The following is a 17,277-nucleotide window of genomic DNA, read 5'->3' as shown; positions in this document are numbered from 1 at the left end:
ATAGATATGTAATTTGCCAGTACACAGGCAGCTATCAATCAATTGATTGACGGTCAGTCGATTTCGGCGGCGATGCTAGCATGATTGGGCAACCAACCGAAATGAGGATCATGGACCTGGGGCGCGTTCAACGGGCGGCAGTCACGCTGTTCGCGACGAAAGGGTTCGCCGCTACCGGCATTCGTGAACTCGGAGCAGAAGCCGGCATCAACTCGGCAACGCTCTATCACTACGTCGGCAGCAAAGAGTCACTGTTGGCCTCGATCATTCGGTCGTGCCTCGACGAGCTGACACAGTCGGGAGAGCGGGCGATGCGCCGCAGCGCCGATCCCGTGGTCCAGCTCGCCGGCCTGGTGTCGTCGCACGTCGGCATTACCGCTGTCAACCAACTGACTGCCCGCGTCGCCGAGTACGAGATGCGCGGATTGACCGGAGACAACCGCATCGAGTTGCAGACGCTGCGCGACGAGTACGAGCTTCTTTTCGGACAGATCCTCGAACGCGGACAACGCGTGGGCGCCTTCGACATCGAAGATCTGGCATTGAGCCGACTCGCGATACTGGAGATGTGCACCGGGGTTGCGCACTGGTACCGGCCCGGTGGGCGTCTCGAGTTGGAAGATGTCCAGCGATTTTTCGTCAGCACCACATGCAAGCTTCTGTCAGTTCCGTCCGACGAACTGAACGGAGTGGAATTCATTCACGAAGTTCGAAAGCTGGACAGCGAACCCGAGACTCAGTCCTCCGAAATTTGGGGCACCCACGCACAGAGCGACTTCGTACGCCAGTCCGAACTGTAATCAGGCCAGGACTCCCTAGCCCTTTGTGTGAGGACGGTTGCCGGAGGCGGATCTACCCGCAATAGTCGATGTATGGATCGGTACAAGATCACGATGCCCGACGGCTCCTCGACCGAGGAACCTTTCGACTCCGACAAGGAAGCAATCGCGTGCGCCGTGGATGCCAATCGAGGCGTCAGCAAGCACCTTGTAGTCGAGAAATACACGGCCGACGGCCGTCTGATTCCTACTGCTCAGGCTCCTGCGAAACACAAGGGACATCACAAGAATCGTTCGAACAGTTGAATTCTCGACTACACCACGCCTGTCGAACTTGGTGTGCGACGACCGGACGCGTGACGCAAAAGTAGATGGATCGCATGCTCGACGGTTGCTCCCAGGACGGCTTCGGGGTCACCTGAGAAGACCTGTTTCTCTGTTTCAGCGGTCCCATGGTCGACGACTCCGAACCACACAGTTCCCGGTGGGACGTTCTCCTGGGTATCCGGACCGGCTTCGCCGGTGACGGCCAGTGCCAGCGTCGCGCCGAACAGTGTGGCAGTGCTGTGTGCCATGACCCGAGCAGCGTCCTCGCAGACGACTGGGCCGTCAGGAACATGAAGAACGGAATGCTTGACCGCTCGGGTATATGCGACGATCCCGCCACAAAACCAGGAACCGGCGTTCGGCGCCTTTCCTAGATGTGCGGCGATGTTCCCGGCGGTCAACGATTCCGCCGTCGCCACCGACAGTCCGTGTTCCTCTACTACTGCGGCCAACTGCCTGCACATATCGTCGAGATCCTTGTCCGACGCAAGCTCGGGTCGTGGATCGCCATTCATATGTTCCTCCTCCTGCCGTCCGATCGGTGACCTCGATAAGAAATTGGAGGTCTTGGAATGCCAATTCCAACCGTGCCCTACAGCTCACTGCCACCTTGTGAACTGCACCCTTCGAAAGTGCGTCGGGCGCACTCGTCGATCACATCAGCCACCCGTGACCGGCGTGCGAGTTGCCGGCGCTGCACAATCGCCCCGTTTCCGTTGCTGAAGACCTTGTCCAAGGAAGCCGTGACCTGCTCGAACTCTCCGAATGCGGTCAGAGCAGGTTCGACATGATCCACCAATCGCCGAACCGCCTGGTGTGCAGTCAGCAAGCGCACGGATTCCACGTCCAGCGACCTGCCGTCGAGTCCGTCGCGTGCTGCACGCCAGCAAGCCGCGCGGAGTAGCTCCTGATCGACGGCAGGCGCAACCTCACCTTTGGTGATCGCAGCGGATGCGGTGCCGACGAGTGCCTGCACCAGTGTGGCCAGAGTCATCGTCTCCTCCACGGTGGCGGGCACGTCGCTGATTCGAATCTCCACGGTGGGAAGGTGATCCGACATGCGCACGTCCCAATAGACCATGTGCGGATCGAGAATGACCCCCGTCTCCAGCATCGCTGCAACGGCATCTTCGTAGTGCCCCACGGACTCGAAGAAGGGTGGCGGACCCGAACTGGGCCATCTGCCGAACAGAACGTAACGCCAACTCGCATAACCGGTATCGCGCCCCTCGCTGATCGGGGAGTTCGCCGTCAATGCCAACAAAGTTGGTAACCATGGACGCAGATGATTGATGATCTGGACCGATCGTTCTCGATCTTCGACACCCACGTGAATGTGGCAACCGCACATCACACCTTCGGTGATTGCACCGAATTGACCGGCCATCCGTTGGTACCGCGACTTCTGCGTGATCTCGTCGACCGGTGGATCGTAGAAAGGCGTTCCGACAGCGATGAGTTGACATCCCACGCGGGCAGCGGCATCGGCGGTGAGGGCACGAGACTCACAGAGTTGGTCACGAAGGTCACGAATGTGGCTGCCGATCGAAGTGGAAGTCTCCACCTGACAACGTGTGAGTTCGAGTTGCAACGAGATACCGAGTTCTCGCCCGGCAGCAGCAACCTCGGAGTTGCGCAGACTGGGACGCCCAGTCTGCGGATCGCAGAGCAAAAACTCCTCCTCGACACCGAGAGTCGGTGTACCTACCGAGAATAGGTCAGGAGTCGGCTTCCCATTCATAGGCCTTCCTCGCACCGGTTTTCCTCCACACCCGATACTTCGAGCGTACGGCTTTCTCCGCACTTCGGCACTACTCCATCTGTTTCATTCACCCATCGATCGGGTAGTTGCCCTGTGAACCGACGACGAGCGAAGAATCGCAAGTCTTCATGAGCGAAGGATGGAGTGCGCCGTGACCAACATGAGCGGGAGTTCACCGGTAGATGACGAACACACCAATCGATCGCACGTCGGGGAGGCAATCAGCGACGGGCGCAACTATCCCGGATACCTGCTGATCGGGCTGGGTCTGGCAACACTCGGATTGACTTTGGTGGCAGCAGGTTACGGATTTCGCGGATGGGCAGTCATCGCCGGCGCGGTGTGCGTCGTGTCCTTCGTCGTCGGAACAGGGGCCATCTTGATGGAACACCGTCGGGTCAAGCGACTGGAAGGTCAGGAACTCTTCGATCAAGAAGGGCACTGAACCGAACGCTCGAGTTGTATTCTGCACAAGCAGAATACAACTCGAGCAGAATCCGGCTCAGTGATCGCGGAGTTTCTCGATCAGCTCACCCTTGTTCAGTTTCGAGTACCCGTGCAGATCGAGTTCCTTGGCGCGTTTCTTCAGATCGTCGACCGTCCACTCCTCGTACGGCGAAGATTGTCCGCCGGACTTGGCGACAGTCGACCGCCCTCGATTGGCGGCCGCATTGGAGATTCGAGCCGCCTTCTCCTTGGAATCGCCCTTCTCACGTAGCTCTTCGTAGAGTTCTTGATCCTTGAGTTGAGGTTGTGAGTCCTTGCGAGCCACTGTTTCGTCCCTTCACTCGTGTCTTCACTCCGACGGTGTAGGCGGCACCTCGAAACGCCCCCACACGCGGTGTGTCTTCAGAAGCTGAGCGAGTGAGGCGAGGGCTCCTTCCGCGTCAGCATCGACGACGACTCCCAATGCAGACTCGTTGATACCGGCGGCAGCCAGCGCACTCATGCTCTCACCCCAACCACCAATTGCCTTGCTGTGACGATACATTTCGTTCAGCAGAGTCTCCACCCGTGGATCCAACTTGCCCTCGCCGATCCGAGAAACGTCGCCGCTCAGCAGGATTGCATCGAATTCGATCGAACGAGCTGTGAGGTACGTTCGCTGCACCGTCACCGCGTCGTCACCGTCCCCGATGGTTCCGCCGTGCGGGCCGAGGATCAGCGGCACCATGCCGGCGTCGAAGATCTTGTCTCGAATGGCAACCACGGTGTCGATATCGGAGTTCTCGTCGACCAGTAGCGCGATGATCCTTCCGTCTACCGGCCATTCCGCGCCAACCTGAGACAGTGCAGGGCTGAGCTCCGGATCGCTCAACGGCTCCGTCGGTTCGGGAACCGGAAGGCCAAGCCCCCCTGCGACGATCGACACGAGACCCGCGTCGATGTTCGCCAAGATGCCCAGATTCCGGGTCTTGATGTTCTCCTCGTAGCACTTGCCCAATTCGAAGGTATACGCCTGCGCGACGTGCTCCTGTTCGACAGGGGAGAGACTGCGATAGAAGAGTCGAGCTTGCGAGAAGTGATCGTCGAACGATGCCGGCGCCTGCCTCACCTTTCGCCCTGAAACTTCCTCGGGCACCTCGATATAGGCCGCGCTGTCCGCCGAGGCCATGAACGGGCACCCACCGTCCAACGAATTGGGATGGTACGGCGCGACTCCGGTATGCACACCGTCCTGATGGAAGCCGTCGCGAAGCATGTCGTTGACAGGCGCGTGAGGACGGTTGATCGGAATCTGGTCGAAGTTGGGGCCACCGAGTCGCGTGATCTGGGTGTCGAGGTACGAGAACAAACGCGCCTGCAAGAGACGATCGTTGGTGATGTCGACGCCCGGAACCAAGTGGCCCGGATGGAATGCAACCTGCTCGGTCTCGGCGAAAAAGTTCGTCGGATTGGCGTCGAGTGTCATCGTTCCGATGACCTGAACCGGCGCGAGTTCTTCGGGCACGATCTTGGTGGGATCCAATAGATCTATGCCTTCGAACATTTCGTCTTCGGTATCAGGGAACACCTGCACGCCCAGATCCCAGGACGGATATGCGCCCGCCTCGATGGCGTCGGCAAGATCGCGTCGATGGAAATCCGGATCCACACCGCCGGCGATCTGCGCTTCCTCCCACACGAGTGAATGCACTCCGGCGGCCGGCTTCCAGTGGAATTTCACCAGATTCGTCTCGCCGTCGGCATTCACGAGCCTGAACGTGTGAATGCCGAAGCCTTCCATCATGCGATAGGAGCGCGGGATGCCTCGATCGGACATGTTCCACAATGTGTGCGCGGTGGCTTCGGTGTGCAGCGACACGAAATCCCAGAACGTGTCGTGCGCGCTCTGCGCCTGCGGAATCTCCCGGTCCGGGTGGGGTTTCGCGGCATGGATGATGTCTGGGAACTTGATTCCGTCCTGGATGAAGAACACCGGGATGTTGTTGCCCACCAAATCGAATACACCTTCGTCGGTGTAGAACTTGGTGGCGAAGCCGCGTGTGTCTCGGACGGTATCCGCCGAACCGCGTGAACCCAGAACTGTCGAGAAGCGTACGAATACCGGGGTTCTGGCACCTGAAGCGAACAACGAGGCTTTACAGATGTTTTCGGCTGCGCCATTCGCCAGGAACGTGCCGTGCGCGGCCGCCCCGCGGGCGTGGACGACACGCTCCGGAATTCGCTCGTGATCGAAGTGTGTGATCTTCTCACGCAGATGGTGATCCTGCAGAAGAGTCGGGCCCCGCTCGCCGGCGGTCAGTGAGTGGTCAGTCTCGTAAAGCCGTGTACCGGTGGCGGTGGTGAGGTACTCCCCCCGCTGGCCACGTCCATTTCCCTTCACCTTCTCTTCGGCACCCGCGACGGTACGCACCTCCGGCTGCCGCTGGTCGTCCTTGGGCGGCAACGGCTGTCGAGGCTTGACCGGTTCTTTCAGGTCCGGCGCTTTCGGGGCCGGTGCACCTGGGACGGACTGAGATGAAGGCATCGAACAGCTCCTCTTGATCGTCATGCTGGGCGCACGAATCTTGTTACGCCCTAAGTAAGTAGAGATTTCAAACAGAACGCGGAGCCACGACTCACCCTCGGGCTGGGATCAATCCCAGGCCGAGGGTGACGAGTGCGTCAGGGCTATTGCTCGGACTTCTGTCGCGCTTCGTCTGCGGCCGCTTCGGCGCGAGCCTTCTCGGCTTCCGCCTCTTTCTTCGCGACTTCTCGCTGGCTTTCGGCCTTGTCCTGCTGGGCGCGGCCTTCTCGGGTCAAACTGTCGTTTCCGGAAACCGCACCAACGGCTTCCTTGGCCTTACCCTTGACGTCCTCTACTACGCCTTTGATTCCCTCGCTGGGACCGCTCTTGTCATCTGGCACGTTGACCCTCCAATACGTTTCGGATTCTCGCTCAGGGCTCCCACACAGGCAGGACTCCTACACAGAAGGCCCTACCCCGTCGAAAATCGCATAAACATCCGTGCACCGACCAGGCGCAGACCATGACTCGTCGTAGCCGAACGACGAGGTCGTTCCTCGAGTAACGATCAACCGTTCTCAGAAACTGTTTACCGGGCACAGGAATTGGCGGGACTCGTTCCAGAAGGGGAAGAGGTCGGTGGTGGTTGCCGCAGGATGGTCGATCTCGGCGAGAGTGTAGAAATCGAGAATCGTCCGACCAGCTGCGGCGCTGACCTCACATGCTTGCAAGCTCAGCTTTGCCTCCGCCACGAAGCCGATGCTGCGGGCGAAGGGACCGAGAGTTCCCGCATTGACGAAACTGTCGAGGTCTTGTCCCCACTGGTTGTAGTCCGACTGCAAAGCGAAGCTGCACGTTTCGCCGAACAACTCGCTGCAGGTGGTCGGCTTTCCGCCGATCGTGTGCACCGTATCGGCAAGCTCGTGTGAGGTGCCTTCGCGCGGAGATCCGGAAAGGAAAAGCAAGATGGCAACGGCCAAGGCAACCACCAGAAGGATGCTTGCGGCCGTTGCCAGTATCGCCTTCACAATCCCTCGATCCACGTAAGTTCATGAGGGCAACCGATTTTGGAACACCGGCCACTAGATTTGTACCCGTGGCGTTCAGGGTCCAAACATCGACCAGGCTGGGAGCCGTACGTCAGTCTGGGGGGATCTGTTACAGGAACTGTGAGGGAGGATCAACACTCCCTTCCACTATCAATATATATCCCACTGGGGGCCTTGCGGCAAGGCCCGGGTAGTGCCGCAGAATGGCTCTTCCGATCCCGCACGACCGACTACGGGATCGGAACAGCCAGCGGAAGTGAGGGCACGTGCCAACCCAGGGATACGAAGAAGAACTGCGTTCCGAGCGGAACTATGTGGAGGGGCTCTACGCACGCCTCGATGCGGAGCGCGCCCGAGTCAAAGGCAGGTACAACACCGCTCTGCGCGGAAACGGCGATGCACTCATGGAACGCGACGCCGAGGTGCGCGCACTTGCCAAAGAGGTGAAAAGGCTGGACGTAGCCGACAACGGACTGTGCTTCGGCCGGTTGGACTCGCTTTCGGGCGAGACCTCCTACATCGGCCGGATCGGCCTTCTCGATGCGGACAACGACTACGAACCGGCGCTTCTCGATTGGCGGGCGCCGGCGTCTCGCGCGTTCTACGTTGCCACCGCTGCCAACCCGGAGAACATGCGTCGACGCCGTCAGTTCCGCACCCGGAGTCGACGCGTGGTCGATTTCACCGACGAGGTACTCGGGCGCCCCGACGGCGTAGAACACGACACGCACAGCGATTCCGCCCTGCTCGCGGCAGTCAACGCACCCCGCGGCGAGGGAATGCGGGACATCGTGGCAACCATCCAGGCCGAGCAGGACGACATCGTCCGACTCGAACACCCCGGGGTGCTGGTGATCGAAGGTGGCCCAGGTACCGGGAAAACCGTCGTCGCCTTGCACCGCGTCGCCTACCTGCTCTACACCCAGCGAGAGCGGATGGAACGTCACGGCGTTCTCGTGGTCGGGCCGAACCCGGCGTTCCTGAACCACATCGGCCGCGTACTGCCCTCGCTGGGAGAGTCCGACGTGGTGTTCATGACCACCGGTGATCTCGTTCCCGGTCTACGCGTCACCGCCGAGGACACTCCGGAGGCCGCTGGGCTCAAAGGTTCGTTGAAGATCCTGGACGTTCTCGGCGCAGCGATTGCCGATCATCAGCGATTGCCCGAGAACCCATTGTTGATCGAATTGGCGGACGTCACGGTGCGGATCGACGCCGAAACCGCGGAGTGGGCCCGAGAAGAAGCCCGTTCGAGCGGACTCCCCCACAACGACGCACGCACTGTGTTCACCGAAATCCTCACCTGGGCGCTGACCGAACGGGCGATAGCGCGGATCGGCAAGGGGTGGTTGACACGCAGTGACCGTGAAGCCTGGGAGCAAGTGCGGACGGACCTGACCGCAGAGCTGGTGGAAAACAGCGCATTTACCGCGGCGCTCGACACGCTCTGGCCGATCCTGACTCCGAAAGAGCTACTGACACAGCTGTTTACTTCTCCCGCGCGACTACGCGCGGCAGGCGCGGACGAGAAGCTGCTTCGCCAGGACGGTGAGGCCTGGACCGTCTCGGACGTTCCGTTACTCGACGAGTTGGTGGACATGCTCGGCCGGGACAAGCCCGTCGACCAGAGTGCCGAACGTGAACGCCGCGACGAGGCCGCGTATGCAGCGGGCGTGCTGGACATGATGATCAGCCGCGAGGATCTGATGGACGACGAGGATCACCTTCTCGCCCAGGACATGCTGTACGCCGAGGACCTGGCGGATCGTTTCGTCGAACGCGATACCCGGGAACTCGCCGAACGCGCTGCTGCTGACCGAGACTGGACGTACCGGCATATCGTGGTCGACGAGGCCCAAGAGCTGTCCGAGATGGACTGGCGAGTCCTGATGCGCCGCTGCCCGGACCGATCTTTCACGGTGGTAGGTGATCTCGCGCAACGCCGTTCACCCGCAGGTGCCCGCTCGTGGGCGACGATGATGGAGCCGTACGTTCCCGGCCGCTGGATCTACCGATCCCTGTCGGTGAACTACCGCACCCCCGCCGAGATCATGAGCGTCGCCGCCGCCCTGCTCGCCGAGTTCGCGCCGGACGTGCAGCCACCCGAGTCCGTCCGCGCCTGCGGGATCGCGCCGTGGTCCAGACGAATCTCCGCCGACGAACTAGCCTCCGCCATCGACGAATTCAATCAGGGCGAGGCCGGGCGCGAGGGTACGAGCATCGTCATCGGACCTGCGGACGTGCCGGGCGCTGTGCCTGTTTCGGAAACGAAGGGGCTGGAGTTCGATGCCGTGCTCGTCGTGGAACCGGAGCGAATCATCGCCGACGGCCCACGCGGCGCGTCGGAACTCTATGTCGCCCTCACCCGCGCAACCCAACGTCTCGGCGTCGTACACGAGGGGCCTTTGCCGCAGGCATTGACCGGGCTCGTCCAGGCCGGGACGGCCGGATCACCGCAGTCGTTCGCGGCGAGCGATGGTGCTGTGTAGGCCTTCGGCAGCGGCGCGAACGTAAGGCACTTGGCTCTCGGGAACGAAGCGACTGGTGGGACCGGTGACACTGATGGCGGCGACGGGTTTGTCGTTGGTCCCGAATACCGGCGCCGCAACGCACGCGAGACCCGGCGCTGATTCCTCGCGCTCGAACGCAATACCGGTCTCGACCACTCGGTTCAGTTGGGTATTGAGAATGCCGGGCGCAACGATCGTGTGCGGGGTGCGTCTGGTCATCGGTTCCGACAGCACCTCGCGACGAAATTCGTTGTCGGAGAATGCCAGGAGCGCCTTGCCGATTGCGGTGCAATACAGCGGTATCCGGCCACCGGTCCGGGACGGCGAGTTGGCTTGCCGGTGTCCGCCGATTTTCGCGACGTATACGACGTCGTGGCCGTCGCGGACCCCCAGGTGGACTGTCTCGTGGGTCCGCTCGTACAAGTCTTGGAGGAACGGCATCGCCATTTCCAGGAGGCTGCGTTCGAGGGAGGCGAGCATGCCGAGTTCGAAGAGGCCGCCGCTGAGCCGGTAGCCACCGTCGATACGGTCCAGTAGCCGGTTCGCGACCAGTTCGTTGGCCAGGCGGTGCACCGTTGCCTTGTGCAGTCCGGTCCGTTGGACCAGGGTGGCGAGAGGCAACACGTGGTCGTCAGCCCGGAAGGCACGCAGGATCGTCACCGCCTTGCCGAGCACGGTGTCGAGGTTTGCGCCGCCAGTCACCTGCCCAGCGTATCGCTGAGTGAGACAGTTCCCTGGCGCAATCTCGGCGCCACGGCGAAAGTAATGGCCATGAGCCAGCCCACGAATACCAGTACAGCGAGCGAGACGGACATCTCAGCTGCTGCTGACCGCCTCGCAGCCGCCATCGCGAGCGGTACTCCCTGCGCACCGGTGCGCGATCTGATCGGCGCCGACGATCTCGTCGCTGCCTACGCTGTCCAGCGCCGCGTCGATGAAATCCGTCGGCAGGCGGGTGCCGTCGTCGTAGGCCGCAAGATCGGCCTGACCTCGGTGGCAGTCCAGCAACAGCTGGGCGTCGACCAGCCCGACCTCGGCGTTCTGTACGCCGACATGGAGTTCCCCGCCGGCGGCACCATCCCCATGAGTCGTTTGATCCAGCCCAAGGTCGAAGCGGAAGTTGCCTTCGTACTCGGTGCCGACCTCGTGGACGGACCGCTGGACAACGCGCAGGTGCGCGAGGCGATCGACTACGCCGTCGCAGCGATCGAGATCTGTGACAGCCGCATCGCGTCGTGGGACATCAAATTCGGTGACACCGTCGCCGACAATGCGTCCTCGGGCGTGTACGTCCTGGGAACCGAACGCCGCACCCTCGACGAGGTGGAACCCGCCGGCGTCGTCATGTCGATGTCCGTCGACGGCACCGAGGTGTCCACCGGCGTCGGAACCGCTTGCCTGGGCGATCCGATCGAAGCAGTCGTCTGGCTCGCCCGCACGGCACGCGAGTTGGGGCAGCCGCTGACGGCAGGCCAGGTGATCCTGTCCGGCGCACTCGGCCCCATGGCACCGGTCACCGCAGGCAACGAAGTCACCGTGACCGTCTCCGGGTTCGGTTCCGTCACCACCAGTTTTTCCAGCGAAGAGGACAACGCATGAGCAAGGTCAAGGTCGCGATCATCGGATCGGGCAACATCGGCACGGATCTGATGATCAAGGTGCTGCGCAACTCCGACTACCTGGAGATGGGCGCGATGGTCGGCATCGACCCGGCGTCGGACGGCCTCGCCCGCGCAGCGCGTCTGAACGTGCCGATCACGGCTGAAGGTGTCGAGGGTTTGATCGGTCTGCCGAACTTCGACGAGATCGAGATCGTCTTCGACGCCACCTCGGCAAAGGCTCACGTCGCCAACAACGCGCGGCTGGCTCCCCTCGGCAAGCGCATGATCGACCTGACGCCTGCCGCCATCGGCCCGTACGTCGTGCCGGCCGTCAACGCCGACGAGCACCTGGACGCACCCAACGTCAACATGGTGACGTGTGGTGGCCAGGCCACGATCCCGATGGTTGCGGCTGTTTCTCGAGTCGTCCCGGTGGCGTATGCGGAGATCGTCGCGTCCATCGCCTCCAAGTCCGCCGGTCCCGGAACGCGCGCCAACATCGACGAGTTCACCGAGACCACATCCGAGGCGATCGTGGCAGTCGGCGGCGCCCGCCGCGGCAAGGCCATCATCATCCTCAACCCCGCCGAGCCGCCGCTCATCATGCGCGACACGGTGTTCTGCCTCGTCGACGCCCCGGACCCGGCTGTTCACGAGGAGATCCGTCAGTCCATCGAGAAGATGGTCGGCGACGTCTCCGCCTATGTTCCGGGCTACCGCCTCAAGCAGGAAGTCCAGATCACCGAGATCCCGGCCGACCAGCCCGTCGAGACGTTGCTCGTCGACGGCAATCGCCCCACCCATCAGGTGTCGGTGTTCCTCGAGGTCGAGGGTGCTGCACACTACCTGCCTGCGTACGCCGGCAATCTCGACATCATGACGTCCGCCGGAATGCAGATCGCGGAGCGCATCGCCCAGCAGAAGGAAGCAACCAAGTGAGCAACCGCAAGATCTTCGTCCAGGACGTCACCCTTCGCGACGGCATGCACGCTGTCCGCCACCGCATTTCACCCACCGACGTCAAGCGGATCGTCACAGCTCTCGATGCTGCCGGCGTCGACGCGATCGAAGTTGCACACGGTGACGGCCTCGCCGGCGGCTCGCTCAACTACGGCCCCGGCTCGAACACCGACTGGGAATGGATCGAAGCAGCGGCCGAGGTACTCGAGCACGCTCGTCTCACCACGCTGCTGCTTCCGGGTGTCGGCACGATCAGTGAACTCAAGCACGCTTACGACCTCGGTGTTCGCTCGGTTCGCGTTGCCACGCACTGCACCGAGGCCGACGTCTCCGCGCAGCACATCGAAACCGCCCGCGAGATCGGCATGGACGTCTCGGGTTTCCTGATGATGAGCCACATGGCGCCTGCCGAAGAACTGGCGAAGCAGGCCAAGCTGATGGAGTCGTACGGCGCGCACTGCGTCTACGTCACCGACTCGGGTGGACGTCTGGTGATGAACGACGTCGCGGATCGTGTTCGCGCATACCGCGACATCCTCGACGACGGCACCGAAATCGGTATCCACGCGCATGAGAACCTGTCGCTCTCGGTTGCCAATTCCGTTGTCGCAGTGCAGAACGGCGTCACCCGCGTCGATGCTTCGCTTGCCGGTCACGGTGCCGGCGCCGGTAACTGCCCCCTCGAAGCCTTCATCGCCGTCGCGAACATCGAGGAGTGGGAGCACGGCTGCGACCTGTTCGCCTTGCAGGATGCTGCCGACGACATCGTCCGTCCGCTGCAGGATCGGCCGGTTCGCGTCGATCGCGAGACCCTCACGCTCGGCTATGCAGGCGTGTACTCGAGCTTCCTGCGCCACGCCGAGGCCGCTTCGGAGCGCTACGGAATCGACGTTCGCACACTGCTTCTCGAAGCCGGCCGCCGCCGTCTGGTGGGTGGCCAGGAAGACATGATCGTCGACATCGCACTCACCCTTGCAGCGCAGGCAACAAAGGAAGCTGTCTGACGCGCTGCCGAGTTCGCTGATACCCGAGTCCCGCTCCCGTCTCCGGACGGGGGCGGGACTTGCCATTTCAGCCGAGAGAGCCCACCGACACGGCACTCGAAAAGCTGGCAAAGTTCGTCGCACGACATCTCTGACGATCAGGGTAGAAACTTATCCGCTACAGACGAATTCAGGAAACCAGCTTCATCGATGCAAGACCTGCAGGGTGATACCTTCGATATGCTGAGCTCGTGGAACCTACCGAATACCGTGACGAATTGAGATCTGTCCTCGATACCGCGTCGGGGGTAGTGAGCGATCGACTGGCTGCGATCCACAACGGGGCAACCCCGCGCACCGAAGGGATCGTCATCGACGTCTCGCTCGACCAAGACGGCGAGGGAACATTCGGCGTCTGGGCACGATACGAGGGTCCCGACGCATTCAGTCTGAATCAGCAGATCGGTGACGAGAGAGAGCTATTCGGCGCGATCTGGGGCGAGGAGGGCTGGGAACCGCCGGTTCCGCATCGACCGCGAAAGTGGTCACGTGTGGAACTCGAGAAAGTGATCGTCGGTGTCGTGGCCAAATGGATCGACGGGCTCATTCCCTCGACCGCCACCGAACTACCCTGGGAAGTAACGACTCCCGACGGAACTGTCGACGCTGTACTCGTGGGCCCAGAGATCAGCCGTGGACATTCGCCTCGGTGAAAGCGCGGAAGCATCGGCGAACACGTTGCAGCGTCAGCGTCCGGTCGAACCGTCGATCAATTCGCGGAGGATGTCAGCGTGCCCGGCATGGCGTCCGGTCTCTTCGATCATGTGCACGAGCGCCCAGCGGACACTCGGAGCGGGTCGTTTCGCCCCCGGCCGCGGGATGGGCGCGGCAAGATCTGTGCATCCGTCGAGAACTGCGTTGGCGCGCTCGACCGTCTCGCGATAGCGACTGACGACACCGTCCACGCTGTCTTCCGATGACGGTTGAAACGTCGCTTTCCAATCCGTCACGTTTTCTGCAAGGAACATCGATCGTTCGACAAAGGTCAGATGATTGGCCAGCCCGAGCAAGGTTGTTCCCGACGGAACAATTGTGGTGCGCACCTGAGGTTCCGGAGCACCCTCGACCTTGGCGGCAATCGAATCACGGAGGTAGTCGAGAAACGCTCGTAGTGTGGCTGCCTCGCTATTCCCTGTCCGGGGTGGTGGGGCATCTCGGCGGCTGCGACGCGACGTTGCCATGGCGGTTCTCCTTCCTCGGCGAAGAACGATGAAGAGGCTTCATTCCTGGATGGGCAGAACCGATCCTTCCGAACTCACTCCGATCCCGCATCAAATTTTGCCGTTACAGCAAAGACAACTTGGTTGCCGGTGTCAGCGTGCCGAGTTCAGGTCGCGCACAAGTTGGGGTCTCCGCCACTTGCCGACCTCGAAAGGCCACCGCCGCAGCGGATAGGCGAGACGAGCCACGAAGTAATTGACGTACTCGACGACGCCGAAAGCCCACACCGCCACGACGCCCACCGCCGCGCCGGAGTGATCTGGTAACCAGATGACAACGCCGAGAAGAGCTATCGCCAACAAGAGAACATCGAGGACCCGAAACACGCGGTAAAGCGCTGCGAGGCGGGCCGGCATCGGCTCCAACTCGACCCAGCCCCGCGCAAGCAGCCAATAGACACCTACTTGCACGAGGATCACAAGAAGTGGGGCCAGCGCCGACCACAACGCCGCGGAGTCTCGCGAACCTTCGAGCCGGGGCATCACGACACCGACCGCCACAGCGGCAAATACAGCCGCTGCAGCCAGTTCGCCGAGGCCGAGGCTCAGGTACCTGCGTCTCAAACTCTGTTGCCGTTGATCCACCACGTAAGAACCCTATCCGTTGATCACCATAGCTTGCCACGTAGTGGTCGGACCGATTCTGCAGCGCGCGTGGGGAATACACTTCATCTCGACTTCGATCTCGAGCGCCATGCGGCTTGGATCATCCTGGGACGTGCTGGCGGATCCGGCGGGAAACCTTTTCTGCGTGGGTGATCCGCACTAGCTGCGCCGTTGTCAGTCCCCGATACGCGGTCGTTCGCGCCGACGTGGTCCTCGATCGCGCATCTCGAGAATCGCTGCTGCCGTGGACGCGACCGTCTTGTCGTCGTCGTGGGTGATCCGGGCGAGCGCTTCGCGTGCTGCAGCGCCAGGAATCTCGGCGAGCGCCTGCGTAATTCGCAACCTCGTCGGGGCGTCGTCAGTGCCGTCGAGCCTTGCCTGCACGGCATCGACGACCTCACCGCTTGTAGGTGAGTGCTCCGCGAGAAGACCGAGCACCTCGCCTGCCTCGACGTCGCGGCGCCCGTCAGCGACCATCTCGAGGAGTGCTGGCATCGAGACAGCCTCTCCGCGAGATCCGAGGGCGAGAGCGGCGTCGGCGCGGACTATCGCGTCCGAATCATCGAGAGCTCGCTTCAGAGACCGAGTTGCTTCCTCGGTGTTGATCCCGGATATGGCCGACGTCGCGCGGCGTCGAACCTCGACGTCCTCCGATTCGAGCCCCTTCGTCAGACCTGCAAGGCCCGCACCTTCGGTCCTCGCCAACGCCCACTGCAATGCTCCCGTCACGTTGGCATCCCTCTCCGACAGGATGGCCTCGACGAGTGCGTCGACCGGCAATGCCGCATTTGCGTCCTGCGACAGAATCGCTTGCTGACGGTGGGCGGCGAACTCGGATTCGAGTGCACGCAACAGCGAGACCATGCGCAGGACGTCGTCCCACTCCGAAGGGGCGGTGGCGTCGACCCTTTCGAGTTTGGTCAGCAATTCCTCCTCCGCCGCGATCCGTTGCCGAGTGTGTTGCATGAGTTCACCCACCAAATCGGCCGGTGCGAAGTCTGGTTCGTCGAGGGCACGCTTGGCCTCGTTCAACGAGAGCCCCAATGTCCTCAAGCTCTCGACGTGGAAGAGGCGACGGATGTCGTCAGCGGAGTACTCGCGGTAGCCACCGGACGTGCGGCCCGTCGGCTTCACCAGCCCCAAAGTGTCGTAGTGACGCAGCATCCGTGTGCTGACACCACAACGCCGCGACACCTCGCCGATCAACATCCGTCTCCCCTTCCTACGCGTCCGGGCCGATTGCCGCGACGCGCTTCGCCAACTCGTGTGAGAGAGCGAATCCACCGTCGGGGTCGTGCCAGAGTTGCTTTGTAGCATCAGCATGCGCTCGGACACGCGGAATCGGGCTCGTACCGGCCGCGTCGAGCACCGGGAGGACGGCCTCGCCGAGCCCGGTCAGGGCGCGGCTCAGACTGAGCTGCATCTGCAGTTCACCCCGCCCGAGCTCTGTGGCCAGATCGGCCGCGAGTGCGCCCTCGTCTCCCGCCGGCACGAGAGCCACAGCCGCGCGCCACGCACTGCGCGCAACCTCGTCGTCCTGGTCGTGGACCAGCGCAGAGACCTCGGGCCACGCGATCGGATCGCCGATCTTGGACAAAGTGTGGAGCGCCTGACTGCGGGCTTGCGAGCCATCGGACCCGAGCTCACGGATCAGCCTCGGCACCGTGATTTCAGCCGGCAAGCGGCACAACGCCCAGGTCAGCATGTCGCGGACGAAGAAGTCCGGCTCGACGGCGCACCGATCGATCAGGGCATCCGTCAACTGAGGATCCGGGCGTGTGCCGACCGCAAGCGCGGCGCGCAGTCGAACCGAGGGATCGGCTGCGGCCAAGGCGTCGACGAGGTGGGCATTCTGCCCACCGTGGTTGGTTGTGGTCACGACAACCACCTCCTTCACCGACCAGTGGAACCCTTGTCACTGTGTCAAGGTCAAGCGTCACTGCCTCCGACACGTGAAATGTCGCCTCGGATCACACGCCGGTTGTCGATCCTGGCCGAAAGATCATCAGCACGACGACAACGACCCAGAGCAGATTGAAGATTCCCGTCGCGGTGCCCAGCCGACGGGTGAGCCGCGTTGCGACGTCCACAACGGACCCGGTTCCTTCGATCGCCGCCATTGTCTGCCGTTGGGCGGGAAGCACGACCGCGGTGAGTATCACGGCGGCAACGACGGTGAGTGCGATCGAGGTGAGGATCCACAGGTCACCGAGCACTCCGAGATTGACGGCGGTGGCGATACCGAGCATCGGAACGACAATGCCGATCGTGGCATACACCCGAACGATGCGATGCAGCATGCCCGTCGTCGCAACACTGGCGCTGTCCGGATCGGCGAGCGCGGCGCGGCTCGCCACCGGGAACATACTCGCTGCCACAGCGACGGGGCCGATGGCAAGAATCGCCGCAATCACATGGAGGGACAGCAGGATTCCGGTCATGGGATTTCTCGCGTTTCGGTACGCTCAAG

Annotated in this window: 20 protein-coding genes; 8 read left to right on the top strand and 12 right to left on the bottom strand. The window is 62.3% G+C overall.

The features are described from left to right. Positions 1–101: 101 nt before the first annotated feature. Both B0E55_RS19525 and B0E55_RS19520 read left to right on the top strand, forming a co-directional pair. Entirely contained in the window at positions 102–800 is a 699-nt protein-coding gene (locus tag B0E55_RS19525; RefSeq protein ID WP_223258012.1) for a TetR/AcrR family transcriptional regulator, read from the top strand. A 72-nt stretch (positions 801–872) separates the two neighbouring features. Further along, on the top strand, positions 873–1,085 hold the full coding sequence (locus B0E55_RS19520; RefSeq protein ID WP_019745952.1) for a hypothetical protein: 213 nt from the start codon (positions 873–875) through the stop codon (positions 1,083–1,085). An 8-nt stretch (positions 1,086–1,093) separates the two neighbouring features. On the opposite strand, the gene B0E55_RS19515 is transcribed toward B0E55_RS19520, so the two are convergent. Together B0E55_RS19515 and B0E55_RS19510 are read right to left on the bottom strand one after the other, a co-directional pair. Further along, on the bottom strand, positions 1,094–1,621 hold the full coding sequence (locus B0E55_RS19515; protein ID WP_020909639.1) for a CinA family protein: 528 nt from the start codon (positions 1,619–1,621) through the stop codon (positions 1,094–1,096). A 77-nt stretch (positions 1,622–1,698) separates the two neighbouring features. Continuing rightward, positions 1,699–2,847 (bottom strand): glutamate--cysteine ligase 2, encoded by a 1,149-nt coding sequence (locus B0E55_RS19510; protein ID WP_021346024.1) that lies wholly within the window; start codon positions 2,845–2,847, stop codon positions 1,699–1,701. Positions 2,848–3,007: 160 nt separating this feature from the next. On the opposite strand from B0E55_RS19510, the gene B0E55_RS19505 reads away from it, so the two are divergent. After that, positions 3,008–3,313, top strand: coding sequence for a hypothetical protein (locus tag B0E55_RS19505; protein ID WP_024487711.1), 306 nt, complete (start codon positions 3,008–3,010; stop codon positions 3,311–3,313). Positions 3,314–3,370: 57 nt separating this feature from the next. On the opposite strand, the gene B0E55_RS19500 is transcribed toward B0E55_RS19505, so the two are convergent. The 4 genes from B0E55_RS19500 to B0E55_RS19485 form a co-directional block, all read right to left on the bottom strand. Continuing rightward, positions 3,371–3,640 carry a DUF7218 family protein gene (locus B0E55_RS19500; protein WP_020909642.1) on the bottom strand — a complete coding sequence of 90 codons (270 nt, stop codon included), beginning with the start codon at positions 3,638–3,640 and terminating at the stop codon, positions 3,371–3,373. A gap of 24 nt (positions 3,641–3,664) precedes the next feature. Beyond that, on the bottom strand, positions 3,665–5,839 hold the full coding sequence (locus B0E55_RS19495; RefSeq protein WP_080910259.1) for a catalase: 2,175 nt from the start codon (positions 5,837–5,839) through the stop codon (positions 3,665–3,667). Positions 5,840–5,982: 143 nt separating this feature from the next. Further along, positions 5,983–6,219, bottom strand: a complete 237-nt coding sequence (mbp1, locus tag B0E55_RS19490; RefSeq protein WP_003943084.1) for a microaggregate-binding protein 1 — start codon at positions 6,217–6,219, stop codon at positions 5,983–5,985. Between the two features lie 177 nt (positions 6,220–6,396). Further along, the gene (locus tag B0E55_RS19485) at positions 6,397–6,861 is read right to left on the bottom strand and encodes a hypothetical protein (protein WP_241896097.1); all 465 of its coding nucleotides are present in this window, start codon (positions 6,859–6,861) and stop codon (positions 6,397–6,399) included. A gap of 272 nt (positions 6,862–7,133) precedes the next feature. On the opposite strand from B0E55_RS19485, the gene helR reads away from it, so the two are divergent. Continuing rightward, positions 7,134–9,356, top strand: a complete 2,223-nt coding sequence (gene helR, locus B0E55_RS19480; protein ID WP_080910258.1) for an RNA polymerase recycling motor ATPase HelR — start codon at positions 7,134–7,136, stop codon at positions 9,354–9,356. Here the strand turns inward: helR and B0E55_RS19475 are convergent. Further along, entirely contained in the window at positions 9,318–10,079 is a 762-nt protein-coding gene (locus tag B0E55_RS19475) for an IclR family transcriptional regulator (RefSeq protein ID WP_020909647.1), read from the bottom strand. The two genes, helR and B0E55_RS19475, sit on opposite strands and share 39 nt — an antisense overlap. 69 nt (positions 10,080–10,148) lie before the next feature. Between B0E55_RS19475 and B0E55_RS19470 the strand changes: the two genes are divergently transcribed. From B0E55_RS19470 to B0E55_RS19455, 4 genes are all read left to right on the top strand, one after another. Continuing rightward, positions 10,149–10,976, top strand: coding sequence for a 2-keto-4-pentenoate hydratase (locus B0E55_RS19470; RefSeq protein WP_080910355.1), 828 nt, complete (start codon positions 10,149–10,151; stop codon positions 10,974–10,976). Next, positions 10,973–11,917, top strand: coding sequence for an acetaldehyde dehydrogenase (acetylating) (locus B0E55_RS19465; protein WP_020909649.1), 945 nt, complete (start codon positions 10,973–10,975; stop codon positions 11,915–11,917). The genes B0E55_RS19470 and B0E55_RS19465 overlap by 4 nt, the downstream gene beginning before the upstream one ends. Beyond that, complete coding sequence (gene dmpG / locus B0E55_RS19460; RefSeq protein ID WP_020971280.1) at positions 11,914–12,942, top strand: 4-hydroxy-2-oxovalerate aldolase; 1,029 nt, start codon at positions 11,914–11,916, stop codon at positions 12,940–12,942. Before B0E55_RS19465 ends, dmpG begins: the two co-directional genes overlap by 4 nt. Positions 12,943–13,172: 230 nt before the next feature. Next, on the top strand, positions 13,173–13,634 hold the full coding sequence (locus B0E55_RS19455; RefSeq protein WP_080910257.1) for a DUF6389 family protein: 462 nt from the start codon (positions 13,173–13,175) through the stop codon (positions 13,632–13,634). 33 nt (positions 13,635–13,667) lie between these two features. Here the strand turns inward: B0E55_RS19455 and B0E55_RS19450 are convergent, their stop codons facing one another. The 5 genes from B0E55_RS19450 to B0E55_RS19430 form a co-directional block, all read right to left on the bottom strand. Further along, positions 13,668–14,162: a DinB family protein gene (locus B0E55_RS19450; RefSeq protein ID WP_021346035.1), complete on the bottom strand. Its 495-nt coding sequence runs from the start codon at positions 14,160–14,162 to the stop codon at positions 13,668–13,670. A gap of 132 nt (positions 14,163–14,294) precedes the next feature. Next, complete coding sequence (locus tag B0E55_RS19445) at positions 14,295–14,789, bottom strand: hypothetical protein (RefSeq protein WP_080910256.1); 495 nt, start codon at positions 14,787–14,789, stop codon at positions 14,295–14,297. A 192-nt stretch (positions 14,790–14,981) separates the two neighbouring features. Continuing rightward, on the bottom strand, positions 14,982–16,016 hold the full coding sequence (locus B0E55_RS19440; RefSeq protein ID WP_019745968.1) for a HEAT repeat domain-containing protein: 1,035 nt from the start codon (positions 16,014–16,016) through the stop codon (positions 14,982–14,984). A 13-nt stretch (positions 16,017–16,029) separates the two neighbouring features. Beyond that, positions 16,030–16,695, bottom strand: a complete 666-nt coding sequence (locus B0E55_RS19435) for a HEAT repeat domain-containing protein (RefSeq protein WP_198538435.1) — start codon at positions 16,693–16,695, stop codon at positions 16,030–16,032. Between the two features lie 82 nt (positions 16,696–16,777). Next, complete coding sequence (locus B0E55_RS19430; RefSeq protein WP_080910255.1) at positions 16,778–17,248, bottom strand: DUF2269 family protein; 471 nt, start codon at positions 17,246–17,248, stop codon at positions 16,778–16,780. Between the last annotated feature and the right edge of the window lie 29 nt (positions 17,249–17,277).

The sequence above is a fragment of the Rhodococcus sp. 66b genome (assembly GCF_002076325.1).
GTDB classification, from domain to species: Bacteria; Actinomycetota; Actinomycetes; order Mycobacteriales; family Mycobacteriaceae; genus Rhodococcus_F; species Rhodococcus_F erythropolis.
This window is presented reverse-complemented; position numbering and strand designations above follow the sequence as displayed.